Raw genomic sequence first — 21,474 nt, 5'->3', positions numbered from 1 at the left:
ACTTGTCTCTGCCTACTTCAACTGCAGACCGGTTTCCTCCGGAAGCCCAAGCATGATATTCATACACTGGACAGCCGCTCCGGAAGCCCCCTTACCAAGGTTGTCATACCGGGCAATGAGGGAAATCCGTTCCTCCTGTCCCAGAATATAGATTTCCAGCTTATCTGAATCTGACAGTTTTCCTGCAGGCAGGAATCCGTCTTCTGTCTCATAATCATAATCCATGATGTGAATCACGGGTTGATCGTTATAATAATCCTTGAATTCTCTTAATAATTCTTCGGATGTTAATTTCTTCTTAAGTAATCTTCTATGCAGTGATACCGTAACCAGCATCCCGCTGTAGTAGTCTGCCACTATCGGGTGAAAAACCGGCGGCTCTTTGATTTCCGTCATGGCTCTCATTTCAGCCAGGTGTTTGTGATTCTGCGGCAGTCCATATTGCCTCGGACTGTTATAATCTTCTCCTCGATTTGCCGCGCCATATTGAGCAATCATGTTCTTGCCCCCGCCACTGTATCCGGTGATGGAGTGGCAGATAAACGGATAGTCCCTGTCTGCTATACCCAGTGAAATCAAAGGTTTCACCAGCATAATAAAGCCTGTGGCATGGCAGCCTGGCACTGACACCCGGTTTGATGATTGAATTCTGGCACGTTGATCAGGGTTCAGTTCCGGCATCCCGTAAACCCAGTCCGCATTTGTTCTGTGAGCCGTAGAGGTGTCTAAAATCCGAATGTAAGGTTCAGCAGTCCCCGCGATTTCCCTTGATGCTGCATCCGGCAGGCATAAGAAGGTGATATCCGAAAGTTTCATCATTTCCAGTCTTGCGTCCTGATCTTTTCGATATTCTTCCGGTATTTTCAGAACTTCTACATCGTTTCGTCCATGAAACCGTTCCTGGATTTTCAGGCCCGTAGTTCCTTCCTGTCCGTCAATGTATATTTTGTATGCCATTTTTGTCTCTCCTTCCTCGGCTGAATTTTCCCTGCTCTCCGGTAACGACCGCATCGTTTCCGTTGAATCCGCAAATGTCATTTTTTTTATTATACGCCTATATCAAACAATGTCAACGGTTTTTTGCATATTTATTATATAAAATGAATTTTTATTCATTTTCCCAGTTTCTTTATACAGAGGATCCATATTATACCTCCTGATCCATCTGGTAAAACCCCCTGCCTTTGCCGTAAACCTGTGCCGTTTCCGTTATAGTGACAAAAGCTTTTCGGTCAATTTTCTTCACGATGGATTTCAGCTTTGTAACCTGAGTCATACCGATAACACAGTAGATAATGTCTTTGTTGTGACCGGTATAGGCTCCCGTTCCCTGAAGAACCGTGACTCCTCTGCCCATTTCCTTCAGGATGGCCGCAGCCAGCTCCCGGGATTTTTCTTCCGATACGATGAGTACCATTCTTTTATGATTCATACCATCTACTACGAAATTTGTCATTCTGGAGGCAACAAACATGGCGGCAAGAGTGGATACCGCAAGATCTACTCCAAAGTAATACACCGAGATTCCGATGATGATCAGATTCATGAAAAATCCTACACTGGCAATGCTGAAGGAGAATCTGCGGTTGATGATTTTTCCTATGATATCCGTTCCTCCGGTGGAAGCACCCACACTATAGACAAAACCGTTGCCGGCACCATAGATGCAGCCTCCGAGAAGTATGGTTGTCAGCGGACTCTGGGTCGGGATTACCACTCCTGAAGTAATCGAAAGAGAAAAGGTAAAGAATAAAAGCCCTAAAATCGTAAAGATCATAAAGCGTCTGCTTAATAGGATCATTCCAATGATAAAAATTGGAATATTAAGAATGAAATACACCATGCTTAAATTCCACCCAAAGACGATATTCAGCAGCATGGAGATGCCATTCAAGCCTCCGCCCAGTAGCTTGCTGGGTATATACAAGCCATTGATGGCGATACTGATGAGCAGGCAGCCAAGGATCAGCTTTCCTGCAAAGGCAGCATACTCCTTCAATTCTTTCATATTAATATCGTTGAATCTTATTTCCTCCATTTTACTCTTTTCTTTCTTTTTTCGGATCTTCTTTTTGATTTTCAATGTGTTTGCCTCCTTCCACTCCGTGATATCATGAACGGTAATAGTTATTTTATGGATTTGAAGCTAATTTAATCTGACAAAAAAAATACCAAATCCATTCCCATTATAACGGGTTTAGATTTGGTAACGATTTATTCACGACGATCCGTCAAACGTTCGCCATCCATGACACTGCTGTCATGGAACTGCTGATCCTCCAGGAAGGTTTTTACTTTTGAAAAGAGCTTCTCTCCCTGAAGTTTAAATTGAGCTGCCTGGGTTTTCAGTTGTGCCGTCTGGTGCTCCATATCCGAAATCCTGGCAATTTTATGAATCATCTGATCCGCTTTTATGTCTAACGGTATACTGGTTGTTTCCACTTTAATATTTCCTTCACTGTCATAGGTAATTGGTTTTTCCCATTTCCCCTCAATAGGGTTATAGATCGCTTTTCTTTCTTCGTGTATGGAATTTGAATCTTTTATAAACATGCTCATCCCCCCCTGTTTATAGATCCTGCATGTAATCCTCATCTATAATAATATGAGAGGGCTCAATTGTCAATCAATAAAATTATATAAAAATGGCCTTGCCTCACGTTCATCTATGGGCATTTTATTTGCATATCCCTGTCCCGTAAAACATATACATATGTTAATAAAGTAAGATTTTGCGCAGCGGGTCTAGTAAAGTGCGCAAAGGAATAATATAAAGGGGGATATTCGTAGATGAAAGATTACATAGAAGAACGAGTAATGGAGCTGGCTAGGTACATTCTTGAAACGAACGCCACGGTACGGGCTGCGGCTAAAAAATTTCGGGTATCAAAGTCTACTGTCCACAAGGATATTACTGAGCGTCTGCTTGAGATAAACCCAGGGCTTGCCCATGAGGTAAAGACTGTTTTAGATAATAATAAGGCCGAACGACACATCAGAGGAGGCCTTGCCACTCAACAGAAATATAAAGGTAACATGCATTAACAAAACAGCACCTATACAAGCGGCACCTTTACAAGGTGCCTTTTAAATGGATTCATTGTATACCGAATCATTCAGAATTCATATCATGCATGATGTGCGGATTTACGAATCTCAACTCTGTTTTTTCCCTTTTTCTTTGCACGATAGAGCATCAGATCCGAACTTCGTACAATGCCGTGAACAGATTCTCCATTCAGTTCACTGATGCCGCAGCTAAATGTAATATGAATTCCTTTTTCAAATTCCTCTTCCAGAATCCTCTTCTGGATGCGTTTTATCAGCAATCCGGCATCGTCGGCGCCGGTGTCAGGCATAATGATAATAAACTCTTCTCCGCCGTAGCGTCCTATGATATCGGTAGTTCTGCAGGTTTCCTTCAATATCTTTGCCACTATGGTAAGTACGTCATCTCCGGTCTGATGCCCGTGTTCATCGTTGATATGTTTAAAATTATCCAAATCAATCATGGCAACGCAAAGGGGATAGGAAATTCTCTTTGCCCGCTCCACTTCTTCCTTAAGGCGTTTTAAAGAATTCTTATGGTTTAACAAAGAGGTGAGAGAATCCCGAATGGACATTTCCTTCAATTCTTTATTTTTCTCTTCCAGCTCCTTATTGATCCGTTCCAGCTCCAGAGTCTTTTCTTCAATGGTTTTTCGATGCTGGTAAGCCGTAACCTTTCCCTGAAATATCATTGAATTCAAAAGCCAGGCCAGGATGCTCATCAGAAAGGAATTAACGGTTAAAGTCTGCACAGCATCCACGTTATGTTGATATCTGGGAAGGATTAAAATAAATAGCAAAAACGCAATGGAATATAGAAATGCCCCTTCTACCGGTGTAAAGCTGATAAATGCCGCAATAGCGATGATGGTGCAAATATAGGTGCTGGCAGAGGAGAACCCCTGCTGTTCCATAACAGTCCATAATACTCCGCCCAGAATCAATCCCAGCAGAAACATGATCTGAATGGATTGCACCCAGGAGAATGGTAATTTATCGATTCGTTTATAGGTAAAGTATATCATGGGCAGAAAGAGCAGTGCATAAAGAATTAGGCCTATAGAAAGCAAGAAAGTGGGTGACAGAAAATCTTCAATAAAAAAAGCTACTACCATTTCTATTGCTATGAAGGCTGCAGTACCGATCATAGTGTGTTTCAAGTTTTCTGTTTGAAGAGATTGGATAAATTCAGGCTTGCACTTTTCAGGAATCTGCGTAATCATTTTTTTCAATATCACAATTGCACTTCCTCTTCGTATTATCATACTCAATATAGCACTTAATACTGTAAAAGTCTACCTGCAATCTCGAATTTTTTCACCATATTTATACAAAATATAACAATAAATGACACAACATTTGACCTTTTTAAAAGGGCAGAAAAGAGATGTCTTCGACATCTCTTTTCTGTTTTTATGTGATTTCTACTGGTGTTAATGAATCATGATTTATACAAATTTGGAAATAGGCTCCTGATTTTTATAAGCCTCTAAAAGCCTTGCAGATTTTGAAACATCTCCGAGCAAAATACCGCCGCAGAAGCGATTATTGACAAAATACAGTTTCTCATAGGTATTTTTAGCGCCGTCAAAAATCTCAAGAGTTTTATATGCCTTTTCCGGATTTTTCCCATTGTCTCCCACGGCAAAGAGCGAGGTTCCCATACCGCTGAAGGCGTTAGAAGGGATAAATTCTTCGTAGGTATATTCGTCCCCTGCCGCATTGATTCCGGCAGTCTTTCCCATTTCAACGGCCTGGCCCCAAATCGCGTAGTTTACACCGTTAAATTCCGCACAATCACCGCAAGCGTAAATATCCCTGCCGCTGGTTTCCATCTTCTCATTGACCTTGATAGAACGCCCTGTATCGATACCGATTTCCTGAGCTAAAGCAATATTTTGCTTTACTCCCGTCGACAGAACCACCAGTTCACCCTCGGCTAAGGTTCCGTCAACAAGTTTGACTCCGGCAGCCTTGCCGTTTCCTGAAATTTCTTCTATTCCCGTATTGGTTATCACTCTGATTCCAGACTTCTCCGCAGCTTCCTTCAAAAGTGCGGAGCCTCTGTCGTCCAGCTGTTTTCCCATGATATTCTGAGAAAGTTCGATAACGGTAACGTCTTTCCCTGATCGTTTCAGTTCCCAGGCGGCTTCCAGTCCAAGAACACCTCCGCCGATAACAACCGCTTTTTTTACAGTCTTCAGATATTCTTGAAGCTCGTTTACCCCTGCAAGGGAGCGGATGGCATAAACGCCTTCCTGATCAGCACCTTTGATAGGCGGTATAAAAGAGTCGGCACCGGTGGCAAGGATCAGCTTGTCATACTTTCTGGTTTCACCATTGGACAGCTCCAGCTCTTTGGAAGTGTCATTTATCTTCGTCACTGCAGTTCCTAAAGTCAGGATGATATTGTTTTCCCGATACCAATCATACGGCTTGATAAAGAAATTAACCGGATCGATATCGGAAAGAATGCCCTTTGTCAGCATCGGCCTGTTGTACCCGATGACATTCTCGCTGGAAATCATTTCGATACTGCACTTTTTATTTCTTTTCCTGATTTCGATGCAAGCTGTAGTACCGGCAGCACCATTTCCTACTATGATAAACTTTTCATCTTTATCGGATTGGAATGTGGTATCCGTTACTTCCACTTCTACAAACCGGTCCGGTCCAACACCGCAGACCGGGCAGGCAGCAGGCGGCTCCTCGCCTTCCACAATCTCTCCGCAAACCAGACATTTCCATTGTCTTTTCACTGAAGACGGCCTGACATTTTCAACGATCTTGCCTGCCTTCACAGAGGCACCAAAACCATATCCGAATTCAAAGGCTTCCTGAAGCTGGGCATCACTGGGCTTGAATCTGATCTTGAGGCCCTGGCCGTATAGTTTCATGCCAAGCTGCTTTAAACGTTCCATGATGTTTCCGACGGCCTCCCCGCTCCAACCGTAGGAACCGAATGCCGATGCGATTTTCTTGCCGTGGGTTTTGGCAAAGATGGAAATCGTTAAATCCCAGATGGGTTCCAGTGCTTCTCCTACCATGGTAGGAGTACCGAACAAAATTCCGTCGGCCCAGTACAATTCATCCAGAACCTTTGATTTATCTGCGTAGACCATATCGTAAAGTCTGACTTCGATATCATCGTAGGCCTTGATTCCTTCAGCGATTTTATTGGCCATCATCTCCGTATAGCCATAGGCTGAAACGTACGGAATGATAACGGTTTTCTTCGTATTAGGATTGCTTTCGGTGGCCCATTCTTTATATAAGGAAATAATTTCCTGAGGATTATGAGTAAGGACAGGTCCATGACCGGTGCCTATCATCTTAATATTCAAATTCTCTATTTTTTTGATGGCTTCCAGAGCAAAGGATTTAAAAGGAGCCATGATGGAATCAAAGTAGAATTTTACCGCACCTAAATATTCTTCTCTGTTTTCAATGAAGTCATTGGTAATCCCTTCAAAAGAATAATGAGATCCGAAGGCATCACAGGTAACCAGCAAGCCCTCTTCTTCTACATAGGTAAACATGGTATCCGGCCAATGCAGATTCGGTGCAGGAATGAATTTCAGCGTTTTATTGCCCAGCGACAGGATATCTCCTTCCTTTACAATGACACTGTTGAATTCCTTATTGCAGATCTCCTTCATAAAATTCATGGCAGCTGAGGTGCCAACCAATTTTATCTTGGGATTCAGATCCAGTATGCGTTCAATGGTACCTGAGTGATCAGGCTCCGTATGGCTTACAATGATATAGTCTATCTCCTCCAAAGGCAGCACGCTGGTGAGCTTCTCCAAATACTCATCAAAAAACTTCGCCTTGGAAGTTTCAAAAACAGCGTTTTTCTCCGTACCCTTCAGAACATAGGAATTATAGGTTGTCCCGAATTCCGTATGCATTAAAACGTCGAATATCCTTAAATCAGGATCAAGATTGCCGATCCAGTATAAATCTTTATTGATTTCCATTGTCTTCATAGCTCTGTTCCTCCTTCATCCGATATATGATAAATTCTTTCTGATCGGTCTGTTAACTCATTTCAGTCTGTTAACTCATTAACAGGTTTACTTTACCCCATTTGCGGTTTCTTTAAACAGCGACGCCTTGACAAACTCTCTGAATAAAGGATGAGCCTGGTTAGGCCTGCTTTTAAATTCGGGATGATACTGTACAGCTACAAAGAAGTCATTTGCCGGAATTTCGATGGCCTCCACCAGCCTGTCATCCGGTGAAGTGCCGGTAATCACCATGCCGGCCGCCTCCACAGCACTTCTGTAAGTATTGTTAAATTCATATCTATGACGATGTCTTTCGTGAATGAGATCTTTTCCGTATGCACTTTCCATGATGGAACCCGGTTTGATCTTGCACGGATAAGCTCCCAGCCGCATGGTTCCGCCTTTCGGAAGGTCTCCATGCTGATCAGGCATCAGCGCTATCACCGGATGCTCTCCATCGGTAACAAATTCACTGGAATGTGCATATTTTAGACCCAGAACGCTGCGGGCAAACTCGATGACCGCAATCTGCATTCCCAGACAAATGCCAAAGTAAGGGACATTGTTCTCACGCGCAAACTTTGCAGCCACGATCTTCCCCTGTATTCCTCTGTCTCCAAAGCCTCCGGGCACCAGAATACCCTGACAGTCGCTTAAGAGCTTGTCCACCGTATGCTCCGTTACCTCTTCCGCATCCACCCATTTGATATCCAGCACGCAGCTGTTTTCATAACCTGCATGCTTTAAGGCTTCTGCTACGGAAAGATAAGCATCATGCAGCTTTACATATTTTCCAACGATGGCGATGCGCACCGTTTTATCTCTCTTTTCAATACGTTCCAGCATGGCAATCCAGTCGTCCATGTCACATGGCTTGCATGACAGAGAAAGCTCTCTGCAGACAATTTCCGAAAGATTGTTTTCTTCCAGCATCATAGGCGCCTGATATAATACAGGAACTGTAATATTCTCAATGACACAATCGGGCTTTACATTACAAAATAAAGAAATTTTTTGTTTGATATCGTCTTCTATAGGTTCATCGGATCGGGTGACGATGATATCCGGCGATATTCCCAACGCTCTCAATTCCTTGACGGAATGCTGGGTTGGTTTTGATTTATGCTCTCCTGAGCTTTTTATAAAAGGCACCAAAGTAACGTGCATGAATAAGCAATTTTCTTTTCCCACTTCAAGGGACACTTGTCTGATGGCTTCAAGAAACGGCTGGCTTTCGATATCTCCGGTTGTACCGCCTATTTCCGTGATAACCACATCTGCTTCAATCTTCTCTCCTACCGAATAAATAAATTTTTTGATTTCATTGGTTACGTGAGGAATTACCTGAACCGTATTCCCCAGGTATTCACCTGCTCTCTCTTTTGAAAGAACATTCCAGTAAACCTTTCCTGTGGTCAGGTTGGAATACTGATTTAAGTCCTCATCTATAAAGCGTTCATAATGTCCAAGATCCAGATCTGTTTCCGCACCGTCTTCCGTTACAAACACTTCTCCATGCTGAAACGGACTCATGGTTCCCGGGTCAACATTAATATAAGGGTCCAGCTTTTGCGCGGCTACCCTTAATCCTCTTGCCTTTAACAGCCTTCCCAGAGACGCTGCGGTAATTCCTTTTCCAAGGCCAGAAACAACACCTCCGGTTACAAAAATAAATTTTGTCATAAGTCACCTCCTTCAATTTCCTGCTATACTCTCCCAATTGGTGAAACAAAAATAAAAATAAGAACTAGCATTTGGGGAGTAGGATATAAATGTCCCCTCCTAATGACCGTCCCTATTCATTCACGTTTGATTGCCTTTATTTAATTCTTTACAATACTAACACATACATAAAAAAATATCTAGTATTTTCATTTAAAATATGAGGTTATTTTTTCACAAATCTTCATAGAAAATTCACAGAAAGAAGTTCAGAATATCATACACAAAAACCAGAAAGGCACATATATTATACTAAGCAATATGTCATATTCGCTTTATCATAGATAACAGGATCTTTTAAGGAAAACTCTGAGTACCCTTATGATTCCGGAAAATTCCTTAAGAAAAGCTCTGCAGATTCGATTACGATTATTCAATTTTTATTTGGGAGAATGGGAAACCATTCTCCTTTGTGGTATAATGAATCATTATTAAGCACTTTTTAGAAAGGAACAGGACAAGTTTCATGTACAGTTTTAAATGTGATTACAGCGAGGGCGCACACCCAAGAATTTTAGATGCTTTGTTTAAGACCAACCTGGAGCAGTGGGACGGTTACGGAGAAGACATTTATTGCAGCAGAGCAGCGGCACTGATCAAAGAAAACATTGGACGGGACGACATCGACGTTCACTTTTTAGTCGGAGGTACCCAGACAAACTTTACGGCGATCTCGGCATTTTTAAGACCCCATGAAGCAGTCATATCAGCCGCTACCGGTCATATCTGCGTCCATGAAACCGGTGCAATCGAGGCAACCGGGCATAAAATACTGACAAAGTCTTCTGCCGACGGAAAGCTCACAGCAGAATTGATTCAGGAAGTACTGGACGAGCATGAAGATGAACATATGGCAAAGCCAAAACTGGTTTACCTGTCTGATTCTACGGAAATCGGTTCCATTTATCTGAAATCTGAATTGGAAGCCATCAGCAGCATCTGCAGAAAAAACCAGCTGTATCTGTATATGGATGGTGCCAGACTGGGTTCCGCCTTAACCTCGGCTGAAAATGATCTTACACTATCTTCCATTGCTGCGCTGGTCGATGCTTTTTATATCGGAGGCACAAAAAACGGTGCACTGATGGGTGAAGCACTCATTATCTGCAAGGAAGAATTAAAGACAGATTTCCGCTACCATATGAAGCAGAAGGGCGGTCTGCTGGCAAAAGGCAGAGTCCTTGGAATTCAGTTCGAGGCCCTTTTTCAGGACGACCTGTATTTCAAATTGGCTGAACACAGCAATAAAATGGCGGACATTCTCAGGAAAGGAATTCTAGAACAGGGTTATTCCTTTTTGACCCATTCACCGTCAAATCAGATATTTCCCATTTTACCAAACCGGCTGATCGAAGAGCTGGAGCAAAAATATGCCTTCTATCGATGGAAACCCATTGATTCGTTTCATTCTGCCATCCGACTGGTAACTTCATGGGCTACGGAAGATAACTTCGTTTATCAATTTTTGGAGGATCTGAAGGCTTAACAGGGCCTTCTTCGCCTCTCTTTTTAATATGAAGGAAATATCGCTGAAAACGATATTGACGGAATATCAAAGAAAGCACCTTAATCGTTGTCGCCCTTGTGGCGACATGTGGAAATAGGAATCTTTGATTCCGTCATTTCCACTTTTTTTATATGCTCTCCAATGGGTCTTGGCAAGAAGTACAGATAAAGGACCGGCGTCACAATCAGTCCGTCAAGGATCAGCCATAGAAAGATAATACCTGAAAGGACATCCAGGGAATCAGTAAGCTGTTTCCCAATCCATCCAAATAAGGCAAAGCCCCCCAGCAAGACCCATAGCGGAAGATAAAAACTGTTTACCCGATGAATGCCTTCTTCTAAGGCTTCATCATAATAGTAGTTTTTTTTACTCTTTAAAAGGTACTCACTGCCTCTAAAATTAGTAACAAAAATTTTAAGTGCTGCCAGATAATCCGACATGGTGTAACTGCCTCCTTCAAGAATCTGTGAATCTGTGTACGTTCCCTTAATATTATCTTTATTTTACGCCTTTTTTGTATAAACTACAAGAGAACCAACATTATAACTTTTTTCTGTTTGTGTTGCATTTGCAACGCAATAGTCCTCGAGTCCCTGTTATGATGAAGGCATAAAAGGAAAGAAAAGGAAGGAAGTGATCCTATGGATTCCCCTAAAAAAATCATGAAGAATATTGATCAGGCAAAAATTTTAAAACTGGCTGATTTGGTCGTATACCAGGAAGGGCAGGTCGTCAGCAAAACTCTGGTACAAAACCCAAATGTAAGCATAACTCTCTTTGCCTTTGACGGCGGAGAAGAAATCAGCACCCATGCTTCTCATGGAGATGCTTTGGTCTATGTGATTGATGGGAAAGCACAAATAACAATAGGAGATGAGAAATTCCACCTGCAGGCCGGAGAAACCATCGTTATGCCTGCTGAGGTTCCCCACGCCGTATTGGCACCGGAGCCGATGAAATTCATGTTAACAGTGGTTTTCTAGGAATGATTTCTCAGCAAAAATGGCATAATAATGGAGAAGATTACATTTTAATCAGGAGGTAATATTATGAAAGCAAGTATTGATCGATCCGGATGTATCGGCTGCGGAGTCTGCCCCTCAGTCTGTCCCGAAGTGTTTCAAATGGCAGACGACGGACTGGCTCAGGTTATCGTGGACGAAGTACCATCCGGCGCAGAAGGAACGGCTGAAGAAGCCCGTGACAGTTGTCCGGTATCTGTTATTAACTTAAATTCCTAAATTAGAGACCGGCGCTGAAAACAGGCTCTAAATAATACGAAAAAGTATCCTGAAAGAGGATATCCTCTTCCGGGATACTTTTTTTATGCGGCTATGTTGATTTTTTTATACTGAATCGTAAAGATTTATAAATTCATGCGCAGCTGATCCGTGATCACCCTGTTTTTTCCGCAGCATTTCGCCAGGTACAATTTATGATCCGCCCCTCTTATCATGTCTTCCGCAGAGGTTCCCTCTACAGATTCATCAATTCCCAGACTCACGGTTATCCTGATCTCATTTTCAAAATCCGCTTCTTCAATATTGCTCCGGATTCGCTCTGCCAGACAGCAGGCTTCCTTCATCCCGGTGTTTGGAAGGACGATGAGAAACTCTTCACCGCCGTAGCGGCCTACATAATCCGTCGTTCTGCAGGTTTCCATTAATATTCCGGACATGATTTTCAACACCTTGTCACCAATTAAGTGACCATACTGATCATTCACAGCTTTAAAATCATCCACATCCAGCATGATAATACAGAGTTTTCTTTTAGAGACCCTGGATTTTTCGATTTCGTCCCGCAGCATATTATAGATGGAAGCATGGTTAAACAATGAAGTGAGAGAATCCCGGACCGCCATTTCTCTCAGCATCTGATTGCTTTCCTCAATGAGTTTAAGATTTTGAAAGGATTTCAGCTTATTATGATAGACCATCCTGGCCAACAGCCAGGCGAGTAGATTCATAATAAAGGCATTGGTCCTCAAGATCAGAACGGCCTCCGGATAAATTTGATACATCGGAATCAACAAAAAGAAAACAAGATAGGTACTAAAAAATATAAATAAATTCTCTAGGGGGGGCCTGTAAATAAATGCAGAAATCATAAAAAGTGTAATGATATATACGTTCATGGTAGCAAAATAACTCTGGGACATCAGGCTCATCGCACAGCCCAGCAGCAGTGCGCCGATCAAATATACCGTAAGGATGGACCTGCTTAAGGGATCCGGTATTTTATTGATTTTCTTACGCATTACTATAAAAAAAGGTAAAAGGAGAAGATTGAAAGCCAGGATCGCGAGAATCACAAACTTCGTTCTTAGAATATCTCCGTTCAGAACAAAGATGATGAATTCAATAACGATAATCAAGCAGGAGCATAAAATGATTCTGAGCAGGTTTTCTTTATACAGCTCATGGAAAAACTCTTTTCTGTATTCCCTGGGTATGATGAGAAAAGCTCTTCGAATCGCGTCCATAAATTTTCCTCCTTTTTTCTTTATTATTATCCAAATTATACTATTCTTTTACAAATTTGTATATAAAAATACCAGCTCTGCCGATGTAACGAGAGAGCTGGTTTCATTTCTATAGCTTGCCCAATTTGTGAAGCAAATTGTCGGCGAACTTATGCAAGGAAATCTAATTATTGAATTCTTTATCCTATGATTTTAAATTTCGGATCATTGAAACCCATGAATTCCATAGATTGATGTCTGCTAATTTTCTGTGTAACCGGAAGCGGTATCAATTCCGATCATATTGAGCTTGCCGTCCCAGGTAACGCCAAAATCAAAAACCTTGGCAATATCTCTCAGTTTGAAATAATTGTTACCGCCGATATTATAGGCCGTAAGCTTCACTTCTTCACCGTTTACATAGATCTTGGAATTGGTGGAAACTGCCTTTTTGGAAGTCAGATTCTGAGAAACTGCAAGTTCGTTTCCAACAGCCGTATAGCCGGTTTTGGAGATCAGGTTAATGGCATTTTTCGCAGCATCCCAGCCTACCTGGAATTGTTTTTCTGTTCCGTTAATGCTCATGGCCAAATCTCTTAATTTGAAATAATTATTGTTGTCAATGGAATAAGCTTCAAATGCAACTTGTTTTCCATTGATAACCACCTTTGCAGAAGTCGGTTTCGCTGTTTTTTCCTGTACCTGTACCGGTTCGGAAGCTGACGATGCGGCATCATTGGTAAATACAAAGTTTATGTCACTTGCACCGAAGATATAGTTATCGTTTTTATCAAATACGGAAAAATCAAAGCAGTAAACCAAGTCCTCGTTCTTTAAATCCTCGCTGATCATAAAGGTAGGGTTGTACATTACTTTGCCATCCTTAAAGATTCCACTGAAATCACCGATCTGCCCTTCTGTCATAATACCGGGAAAGGATTCCACTTTATAGGCATCTTTATCCGTTGTCACAATTTCAAAAATAGGATATTTCCCATCTTTGTCGATTTGAGGAGTTTTCATTACGACTGCAATAATACTCTCTCCACCTACAATAACTTCTTTGAGTTCGACAAAGTCCGGCACCAGAATTTTATATCCGGAATCAGGGCTGATAACGTTGAGCTCCTCTCCATTGGTCACTGAAGCAAATGCCGGTGCAAAAGTAAGGCTTGCAATAACCACTGACAGGATTATGATTTTTAGGATTGACAATGTTTTTTTCATGGTAACCTCCTTAAAATAAATAACACTATTCTAAATTTTACCATATATAAAATGACAATTCAATAAAATCACGAAAATTGTCTATACAAGCAATCTGTAAATGCAAACTCTTTTATGGAAATGAAACTAAGCCAGGATATTATACAGTCTTAAAGTATTTCTTCATGATCTTAAAGATCAGAAAACCGAAAACCGCCCCCAAAACATTTAGAATAATATCGTCAATATCAAAGCTTCCCAGATTTGTAAGGAGCTGACAGGTTTCTATGCCGAGAACAAAAATAAAAGCAATGCCCAGTATTTTGCCAAAGGATTTTAATTTATCGGAAAGCAACGGCAAAAATATACCGAGCGGTATGAATCCCGCAAGATTGCCGATCAGATTTCCCATAATAATATTGACATTCAATGTACCGTTTACATAGGCCATGATATAGGACTTTATCGTAAAAAAGGGAATGAGATTTACTCTGTATGTCAGGTTGGTGAAGCCCCACTCACTCAGGAAAGCTTGTACCATTGAAAGCGGATATTTAAAAAATATGAGTTTGAGCAATATTAAAATATATACTGCAAAGCTGAGATGCAGGAAAGCCCTTTTTCTTTTATTCTGATTGGATAGCTGCATGAAATGTTCTCCCTTTATAGTTGTTATGTACAGATCACATAGTCCTCATGGACAGATCAATAAGCCTATAATAACATAATTTCTATAAAGGCAGTAAAATATAGTATGAAATTTCTGTATTACTCTTCAGTTCCCATGCTTCTTGCGATAATTCCTCTTGCCATATAGCTTCCCATCAGTGATGCAATTTCCTGCATTCGATTAAAAGCAATTATTTCCTGTTCATGATTCTTGCTGAGGGCGAACACCACTTCATCAATTAACAGTCTGATAGTTTGATTCAGTAAACTTCGCCATTGCTGTTCGTCCCAATAAATGTTGATTGGTGCAAGAAATGCTGCCAGTTCATCAGCTGTCTGATATAGCTGCTGCGTGCTGGCATCCACATTTTCCTGATCCCCGGTTTTCATTGCTTCTACCAGCCTCCAGACACTTGTAATGAAATTTGTTAAGAGGTTCAAAATCTGCTGCGCTATGGTAGGACCGTAGAAAATTCTCAAGGTGTCATACAGTTCCGAAGGAATGCGAAATAACTCATTTACAGTTTCATCTTTATTATCCAGATCATATACGATACTTGTAACCAATGACCTTATCCACATGGCAAGCCTTCTCCAGATGTCTAAAAAAGCAATTAACGTATTCAATTGTTCATATGTAACTCGATATCCCGTATCCAGAATGTCCAAACCTGGGTCTTGATTTTTTGTTATCATTTTTTCTTTCTCCTTTTCTATTTCTATTCATAATATGCGGCATTTACGGTTATGATACGAATGTCACAAAAATCTGACAACTTAACTTTTTTAAACTATTGCAAATTGTGTAAAAAAGTGAGATAATGATCCTATCAGATTAACGTAACCGGTTACAGTCGGAAAAACGTTCTGCTAAAAAAATGGAAAAAACACCGCATGCTCTATAATACCCGAGGGATGGAGTATTGGTGTCTCATGTCGTTTTCCATGTGACCGACTGCTACGAACTGGTCCGATAAGATGCAGCCTTACGATTATTTGACTGCGTAGTTTTAAGTATTAATTTAAAAGGAGGCTCAATACAATGTACAATTGCGATGTAAAAAGAATGGACGAAAAAATCAAAACTTTCTCCACATTTGGTGATGCCGGCCACGGTGGAATCACCAGATACTCCCTATCCCCTGAAGCCCATATGGCCAGAGATTATTTTGTAAAGAGAATGGAAGCCATCGGCGCCACCATTGAAACTGATGATATGGCTAATATGTATGCGACTCTTCCAGGTTCAGAACCAGGTTTAAAAAGAATCGTAATGGGATCCCATGCAGACTCCGTAAGAAACGGCGGAAACTACGATGGCATACTCGGCGTTATCGGTGCTATGGAAGTTCTGGAAGCCATTGCAGCAGAAAACATTCCTCACAGACACCCAGTCACCGCCATGATTTGGACAAACGAAGAAGGTTCCCTGTATCCTCCTGCAATGATGTCCTCCGGTGTTGTCTGCTATGATTACTTACCGGAAGATATTGCTAAGAAATTCAAAAAGGAAAACATGCTGGCATCAAAGAGTGTTCTGGATAAGACCACCACTTTCGGAGATGCATTAAACGCAAGCCCATATAAGGGAGACGAAAAGAACAGATTAAATCCAAATGACTACATGGCTATGTTTGAGCTTCATATTGAACAGGGTCCAATCCTGGAAGACGCCGGTAAAGATGTAGGCGTTGTAACTTGTGTACTGGGTATGTTCAACTACAGAATCAGATTCTTCGGCCAGTCAGATCATGCCGGAACCACTCCTATGCATAAGAGACAGGATGCTTTATATGCAGCTGCTCAGGCTTTATGTTACCTGCACGAAGAAATTGACAAGCTTGGAAGACCTGAACTGGTTTATACAACCGGCGAAATCGTATGTCATCCGAATGTTCATACCGTAATTCCTGATATGATCGACTTCTCCATCGACGTGAGACATGAAGATCCTAAAGTGCTCGAACAAGTTCTTGCTATCGTAAAGAGCCTGCCAAACAAGGAATGGGCTAGATGCAAGTGTGAAGTAGAGATGGCTTGGCAGCGTGATACCGTTTATTTCGATAAAGAATTAGTACAGTATGTCAAGGAAAGCGCAGATGAACTGGGAGCTTCCAATCAGTATATCAACAGCGGAGCTGGCCATGACGCACAGTTTGCATCCTACATGATTCCAACGACCATGATCTTCGTTCCTTCCAAGGAAGGACATAGCCACTGCGAACCTGAATATACACCGGTTGAATCCTGTACAGAAGGTGCCAGCGTTATGCTGAATGCCGTTCTGAAAGCTGACAAAAAATAAAATAGCAGCCTTTTAAACGAAATAGATTACTGAAATAAAAATAATTGAAATAAATCATAGGAATAAAATAACCGAAAAAACCTCGTATCTTTGGACGTCCTTCCAAAAATACGAGGTTCTTTTTCATACGAATGTGCAGAGATATTGATTTTTTATTGATTTTTTATTGATTTTTTAATCTAGATTCTGTCCAAAGGGATCCAGTTTTTTACTTTTGAAAAAGCGCAGATAAAGCATCTTCTTCATCACTTTTGAAACAGACACAATTTCCCTGATTGCATTCATAAATGAAATCCTGCAGGCTCTTGCTTTTATATTTTCCGAATTCTCCGATAACAGCCATCTTCATATTGTAATTGGACAACTTTTGCAGCACATCCCCCGCATACCCTGTTTTCAAATCGAAAAACTTTTCGCCCAGACTCTCTTCATGGACGGCGAGACCTTCGGCATTAAAATAATAATGGATGGAAGCCATGACATCCAGAAATTCCTGAATGTCCCGGATGATTTTATCTTTGCCGATCACCGCTGCTGCAACCTGCTCCCGGTTGATAACAGTCAATCCCATTTGCTTTTCGATAGCTTTTCTTTCTTCTGACTTAAAGACCGAATCCATTGTATCACTCCTATCCTTTCCTGCCAGTTACTTCTTCTCCTTTTGGCCGGTCAACTCCGAAAGGAAACGCAGCATGGTTTCCATAAAGAGGGCATTTCCCCACAGCATCATTCTAACCTTTGACTCCGATTCCAAAAACTGAACCGTCATAGTGGACTTTCCGTACTCAGGCGGTTTGGCATTCAGTATCGCCGTCATGGTATTCGCAATTTGAATCGCTTCTTCCCGGTCGGACACATTGACATCGATTACTGCAGAAACATTTATTTTGTCACTTGATGCTGTTTGGGCCGCGTCCTGATTCCATGTCATTTCTTCCTTCCTGTCGGTTCCTTCGGCAAAAATACTAAGATCATGTCCGCTGATGCGCCAGCTTTTCCCCACCTTGGCTGCTTTCAGCTTTCCCTCTCGAATGTATCGCTGAATTGTTTTCGGATGCATATTCAGCATTTCCGCTATTTTATCTACGGTATAATATTCGTAATTCACGTTATCACTCCTCATCATTGTCTTTCATTACTTATAGTTACTTATTATTACTAATATAATTATAATAGGCAATAATAAGGAACATGTCAATCCTTTTTTGCATTTTAAAAAATGGTCTTATGCTGCCAGCAACAATATCTGCTCTCAAATAAAAAAAGACAGCTGCTTTGAGATCTCAAAAACAACTGTCTGGGAGTATGCCCTCAGGAAAGGTTGCAACCCTAAGAAAGAATGCTTTTAATCCCTGGGTACATTTTTAGATAGTGCCGGTAAACCTTGTTGTAGAGCTCGGTATTTTCAGGAACAGGCTCATAACTGATGCTGTCATTGTCATTCTGCAGAGAGTTCACAAAGGATGCATAATCTGCTATTTCACCCTGATCGATGAGCACTGCTGCAGCAATGGCAGCGGCAGGCAGGTATTCCGAACCCTTATAAACGATTATTTCATGGCCTAAAACATCAGTCAGGATCTGGCACCAGGTTTTCACCTGAGCACCTCCGCCGATGAGGGAAATCTTTTCGGGCACTCTTTCGATGCTTTCCAGGCCCTGACGAATGGAAAAGGCGACTCCTTCCAGAGCACTTCTGGCTAAGTCCTGCTTTGCCGTATCAAAACCGATCCCAACAAAACTTCCCTTGATAACCGTGTCCATAACGGGAAAGCGTTCCCCTGCCAGATAAGGAAGAAACATCACTCCGTGACTTCCTGCGTGACTTTGGGAAAGCAGCCGGTCCACATATTCGTATGAATCCTTTATCCTGTCTTCCGGTGCCAGTATTCCGCTGATCCACTTATGAACATTTCCTGCATTGAGAAAAGGCACCACATTGATGTAGGAATTCCGCGGCATGGCTGCCAGGTTAAAAACACCGGGTTTTTCCAGGATATCATGAGAAACACAGGCGATCCAACCGGAGGTGCCCAGGTTGATATTGAATTCGCCATCCTGGGAAATTCCGCTTGCCAGGGTGGTAGCCCCTGCATCTCCGGTACCTGCATACACCGGTGTTCCCGCTGCATAGCCGCATTCTCCGGAGGATTTCAAGGTTACCGTACCAACCTGCTCCTCGGCATACCGGATGTCAGGGAGCTTCTCACTATCCAGATCCATTCGCTGCATCCATTGAAGATTCCAGCATTTTTGGCGAATATCCATCAGCCCCGCCGTTGATGCAGAGGTAACATCGGTAATAAATGCGCCTGTCAATCTTGTAATCACATAATCTTTGGAACTGATCAGAATTTTTTCGACGGATTTATATACTGCCGGTTTCTTTTGCTTCAGCCAAAGAAGCTTTGAGAAAGGTATGGAACCGTCAAAATGGTTCCCCGTGCTTTTTTCTATTGTTTCCGTTCCAATACAGTCTGCGATCTCTCTGGCTTGCTGACCTGCTCTTCCGTCAGAATACAGAATGGCATTGCAGGCAGGCTCCAGATCTGCTTTAACAGGAATCAAATCCTGCATCTGTCCGCTCATGACAATTCCGCTTACGTCTTCAGGCCGGAGTCCTTCCCGGAAAAAGAAACCTGAAATTTCACAGAAAGCCGCATACCAGTCTTCCGGTCTTTGTTCTTTATATTCTCCGTTTAATATCGTCTCCAGATTGATGCTCTTTTCCATGACGCTTTTGCCGCTGGCCGTCATCAGAACACCTTTTACCGCTGTGGTCCCAATATCAAAAGTAGCAATATACTTCAAGCCCTCACCTCCCTTTTACAACCGTATCCTTCAAGTCTTTTATAAAAGAAATCAAGTCCTCTGCGGACAAATTCAATTTTGAGATCATTGCCGTCCCGACGATCACTCCGTCAAAGCCGCTTCCCAGCAAATGTCCCGCTCGTTCTGCAGAGTTGATCCCAAAGCCGGCGAAGACATGAAGATGGCTGTGTTTTTTCGCACGTTCCAGGATTTTTTCATACCCCGGAGTTTCCACCGACATGCCCGTGGGCCCGGAATAAAGCTGCTGATAAATCAGAGGGAAGTCCCGAAAACAGGCTTCCTGTTCTTTCTCTTCCATATCCGGTGTCACAAATCCCAGTACATCCACGCCATAAGGCTGAAGCTCCTTGAGCATCCTATGCCGTTCTTCATGAGCAGCATCGGGTATCACAAAAGCATCCGCCAAACCGTTTTGGGCAAGAATTTGATAAAAACCGGTATCGATAAGATCCTTTTTGTATCCCATAATCCAGATAGGAGCATTTACAGCCCCCCGAACTTTTTGCCAATAGCTTAGATCCCTTTGTATGGACAAGTCTGTCTTTGCATGAGCATTACGGATGACCTCTCCGTCCGCTGCAGGATTCTCGGAGGGAAAGCCGATCTCAAAAATATCCAGTCCTGCCTCTTCACATGCTGATAAAACGGTGAGAAAGTTTTCTTTTTCGGGATATCCGGCCAATAGATAGCCAATAGACAATTTGCCCTTTTTTAAACAATTTATATTGCGTTCTGAAGCTATTTCTGTCATTTCAAATCACCACGGCCAATTTTTTGTACAACGACTGCAAGGATAATAATACAACCGGTAAGCAGATCCTGCATAAAGGTTGGGACCTGCATAATCGTCAGTCCGTTTGCCAGAATCCCAAGGATCGCTGCTCCGACGAAGGTACCCCATATATTGGGGACTCCTTCCTTAAATACGGTTCTGCCAAGGAAAGCGGCCGCATAGGCCTGAAGGAATAACCCATCTCCGCCTGTGGGATGTGCAGAACCCAGTCTTGATGCCATGAGAACTCCGGTTAATGCGGCAAGGGCAGCACACAATGCAAAGGCAACATTTTTATGTAGGGTCACATTGATTCCTGATACTTGGGATGCTGCTTCATTTCCCCCTATTGCATAGAGTTTTCTTCCGAAAGCGGTATGCCTCATAGTGAACCAAAACAAGACGGTGAGCAGGATCATAATGACAGAAAGCAGGGGAATACTTAGCAGGCTCTTGGTGCCCACAAAGGTAAAGCTCTTGGGAATATTTTCAAAAACGGTAGCTCCTCCGGTAAACCAGAAGGTGAAACCGCCGATGACGGTGCTCATGGCCAGGGTCGTAATAAAGGATAATACTCTGAATTTTGTGACGATCCAGCCGTTTAAAAGTCCGATGAGAAAACATAATGCCACAGGCAAAGCAAAACATAGAACGATTGGCATACCCGCCACCGCCATTTTGGCTGCAATGACTCCGCCCAGACTTGCCATAGCGCCGACGGAGAGGTCAAATTCCTCCACCGACATCACAAGGGTAGCCCCTAATGCAATGATTACAAGGAGCGAGATCTGCCGCGTAATGTTGATAAAGTTTCCAAATGTAAAAAAGGCATCAAAGCTCAGAATACTGAAAGCAATGATAATGATAATTCCTGCAAATACGGTGCCGTATGCCCGCATTAATTCCGAGATTTTACGATTTCTGTTCATGAATCTCCCT

Annotated in this window: 21 protein-coding genes; 5 read left to right on the top strand and 16 right to left on the bottom strand. The window is 42.2% G+C overall.

Translation table 11 applies throughout. From position 1 onward, the window contains the following. Positions 1–12: 12 nt before the first annotated feature. The 3 genes from argC to KCX82_RS17665 all read right to left on the bottom strand — a co-directional run bounded on the left by argC (position 13) and on the right by KCX82_RS17665 (position 2,553). Positions 13–957 carry an N-acetyl-gamma-glutamyl-phosphate reductase gene (gene argC / locus KCX82_RS17675; protein ID WP_227019828.1) on the bottom strand — a complete coding sequence of 315 codons (945 nt, stop codon included), beginning with the start codon at positions 955–957 and terminating at the stop codon, positions 13–15. 190 nt (positions 958–1,147) lie between these two features. Beyond that, positions 1,148–2,083, bottom strand: coding sequence for a YitT family protein (locus KCX82_RS17670; RefSeq protein WP_227019827.1), 936 nt, complete (start codon positions 2,081–2,083; stop codon positions 1,148–1,150). A 131-nt stretch (positions 2,084–2,214) separates the two neighbouring features. Continuing rightward, complete coding sequence (locus tag KCX82_RS17665; RefSeq protein ID WP_227019826.1) at positions 2,215–2,553, bottom strand: hypothetical protein; 339 nt, start codon at positions 2,551–2,553, stop codon at positions 2,215–2,217. A gap of 237 nt (positions 2,554–2,790) precedes the next feature. On the opposite strand from KCX82_RS17665, the gene spoIIID reads away from it, so the two are divergent. After that, positions 2,791–3,045, top strand: a complete 255-nt coding sequence (gene spoIIID, locus KCX82_RS17660) for a sporulation transcriptional regulator SpoIIID (RefSeq protein ID WP_227019825.1) — start codon at positions 2,791–2,793, stop codon at positions 3,043–3,045. Positions 3,046–3,128: 83 nt separating this feature from the next. Here spoIIID and KCX82_RS17655 read toward each other — a convergent pair whose 3' ends face one another. From KCX82_RS17655 to KCX82_RS17645, 3 genes are all read right to left on the bottom strand, one after another. Beyond that, on the bottom strand, positions 3,129–4,286 hold the full coding sequence (locus KCX82_RS17655; protein WP_227019824.1) for a GGDEF domain-containing protein: 1,158 nt from the start codon (positions 4,284–4,286) through the stop codon (positions 3,129–3,131). Positions 4,287–4,496: 210 nt separating this feature from the next. After that, entirely contained in the window at positions 4,497–7,037 is a 2,541-nt protein-coding gene (locus KCX82_RS17650) for an FAD-dependent oxidoreductase (RefSeq protein ID WP_227019823.1), read from the bottom strand. Between the two features lie 87 nt (positions 7,038–7,124). Beyond that, entirely contained in the window at positions 7,125–8,741 is a 1,617-nt protein-coding gene (locus KCX82_RS17645) for a CTP synthase (RefSeq protein WP_227019822.1), read from the bottom strand. 505 nt (positions 8,742–9,246) lie between these two features. Here KCX82_RS17645 and KCX82_RS17640 point away from each other — a divergent pair. Continuing rightward, positions 9,247–10,266 (top strand): threonine aldolase family protein, encoded by a 1,020-nt coding sequence (locus tag KCX82_RS17640; RefSeq protein ID WP_227019821.1) that lies wholly within the window; start codon positions 9,247–9,249, stop codon positions 10,264–10,266. Between the two features lie 80 nt (positions 10,267–10,346). Here the strand turns inward: KCX82_RS17640 and KCX82_RS17635 are convergent, their stop codons facing one another. Further along, positions 10,347–10,727: a hypothetical protein gene (locus KCX82_RS17635; protein WP_227019820.1), complete on the bottom strand. Its 381-nt coding sequence runs from the start codon at positions 10,725–10,727 to the stop codon at positions 10,347–10,349. 201 nt (positions 10,728–10,928) lie between these two features. On the opposite strand from KCX82_RS17635, the gene KCX82_RS17630 reads away from it, so the two are divergent. Further along, on the top strand, positions 10,929–11,270 hold the full coding sequence (locus tag KCX82_RS17630; protein WP_227019819.1) for a cupin domain-containing protein: 342 nt from the start codon (positions 10,929–10,931) through the stop codon (positions 11,268–11,270). 66 nt (positions 11,271–11,336) lie between these two features. Continuing rightward, complete coding sequence (locus KCX82_RS17625) at positions 11,337–11,528, top strand: ferredoxin (protein ID WP_227019818.1); 192 nt, start codon at positions 11,337–11,339, stop codon at positions 11,526–11,528. Between the two features lie 125 nt (positions 11,529–11,653). Here KCX82_RS17625 and KCX82_RS17620 read toward each other — a convergent pair whose 3' ends face one another. The 4 genes from KCX82_RS17620 to KCX82_RS17605 form a co-directional block, all read right to left on the bottom strand. Then, positions 11,654–12,772, bottom strand: a complete 1,119-nt coding sequence (locus KCX82_RS17620) for a GGDEF domain-containing protein (RefSeq protein ID WP_227019817.1) — start codon at positions 12,770–12,772, stop codon at positions 11,654–11,656. Positions 12,773–13,012: 240 nt separating this feature from the next. Next, positions 13,013–13,978 (bottom strand): stalk domain-containing protein, encoded by a 966-nt coding sequence (locus tag KCX82_RS17615; protein ID WP_227019816.1) that lies wholly within the window; start codon positions 13,976–13,978, stop codon positions 13,013–13,015. A 139-nt stretch (positions 13,979–14,117) separates the two neighbouring features. After that, positions 14,118–14,606 (bottom strand): VanZ family protein, encoded by a 489-nt coding sequence (locus KCX82_RS17610; RefSeq protein WP_227019815.1) that lies wholly within the window; start codon positions 14,604–14,606, stop codon positions 14,118–14,120. Positions 14,607–14,725: 119 nt separating this feature from the next. Then, complete coding sequence (locus KCX82_RS17605; RefSeq protein WP_227019814.1) at positions 14,726–15,322, bottom strand: hypothetical protein; 597 nt, start codon at positions 15,320–15,322, stop codon at positions 14,726–14,728. 346 nt (positions 15,323–15,668) lie between these two features. Between KCX82_RS17605 and KCX82_RS17600 the strand changes: the two genes are divergently transcribed. Next, the gene (locus KCX82_RS17600; protein ID WP_227019813.1) at positions 15,669–16,931 is read left to right on the top strand and encodes a Zn-dependent hydrolase; all 1,263 of its coding nucleotides are present in this window, start codon (positions 15,669–15,671) and stop codon (positions 16,929–16,931) included. 208 nt (positions 16,932–17,139) lie between these two features. Here KCX82_RS17600 and KCX82_RS17595 read toward each other — a convergent pair whose 3' ends face one another. The 5 genes from KCX82_RS17595 to KCX82_RS17575 form a co-directional block, all read right to left on the bottom strand. Then, positions 17,140–17,550, bottom strand: a complete 411-nt coding sequence (locus KCX82_RS17595; RefSeq protein WP_227019812.1) for a DUF4180 domain-containing protein — start codon at positions 17,548–17,550, stop codon at positions 17,140–17,142. 27 nt (positions 17,551–17,577) lie between these two features. Beyond that, entirely contained in the window at positions 17,578–18,039 is a 462-nt protein-coding gene (locus KCX82_RS17590) for a helix-turn-helix domain-containing protein (RefSeq protein WP_227019811.1), read from the bottom strand. Positions 18,040–18,260: 221 nt separating this feature from the next. Continuing rightward, positions 18,261–19,742, bottom strand: a complete 1,482-nt coding sequence (locus KCX82_RS17585) for a xylulokinase (RefSeq protein WP_227019810.1) — start codon at positions 19,740–19,742, stop codon at positions 18,261–18,263. Positions 19,743–19,746: 4 nt separating this feature from the next. Next, the gene (locus KCX82_RS17580) at positions 19,747–20,514 is read right to left on the bottom strand and encodes a tryptophan synthase subunit alpha (protein WP_227019809.1); all 768 of its coding nucleotides are present in this window, start codon (positions 20,512–20,514) and stop codon (positions 19,747–19,749) included. Beyond that, positions 20,511–21,464 (bottom strand): ABC transporter permease, encoded by a 954-nt coding sequence (locus KCX82_RS17575; RefSeq protein ID WP_227019808.1) that lies wholly within the window; start codon positions 21,462–21,464, stop codon positions 20,511–20,513. Before KCX82_RS17575 ends, KCX82_RS17580 begins: the two co-directional genes overlap by 4 nt. Positions 21,465–21,474: the final 10 nt, after the last annotated feature.

It is taken from the genome of Sinanaerobacter chloroacetimidivorans, assembly GCF_018128545.1.
GTDB lineage: Bacteria > Bacillota > Clostridia > Peptostreptococcales > Anaerovoracaceae > Sinanaerobacter > Sinanaerobacter chloroacetimidivorans.
The sequence above is the reverse complement of the archived record's forward strand: the minus strand, read 5'-3'. Positions and strand labels throughout refer to the sequence as shown.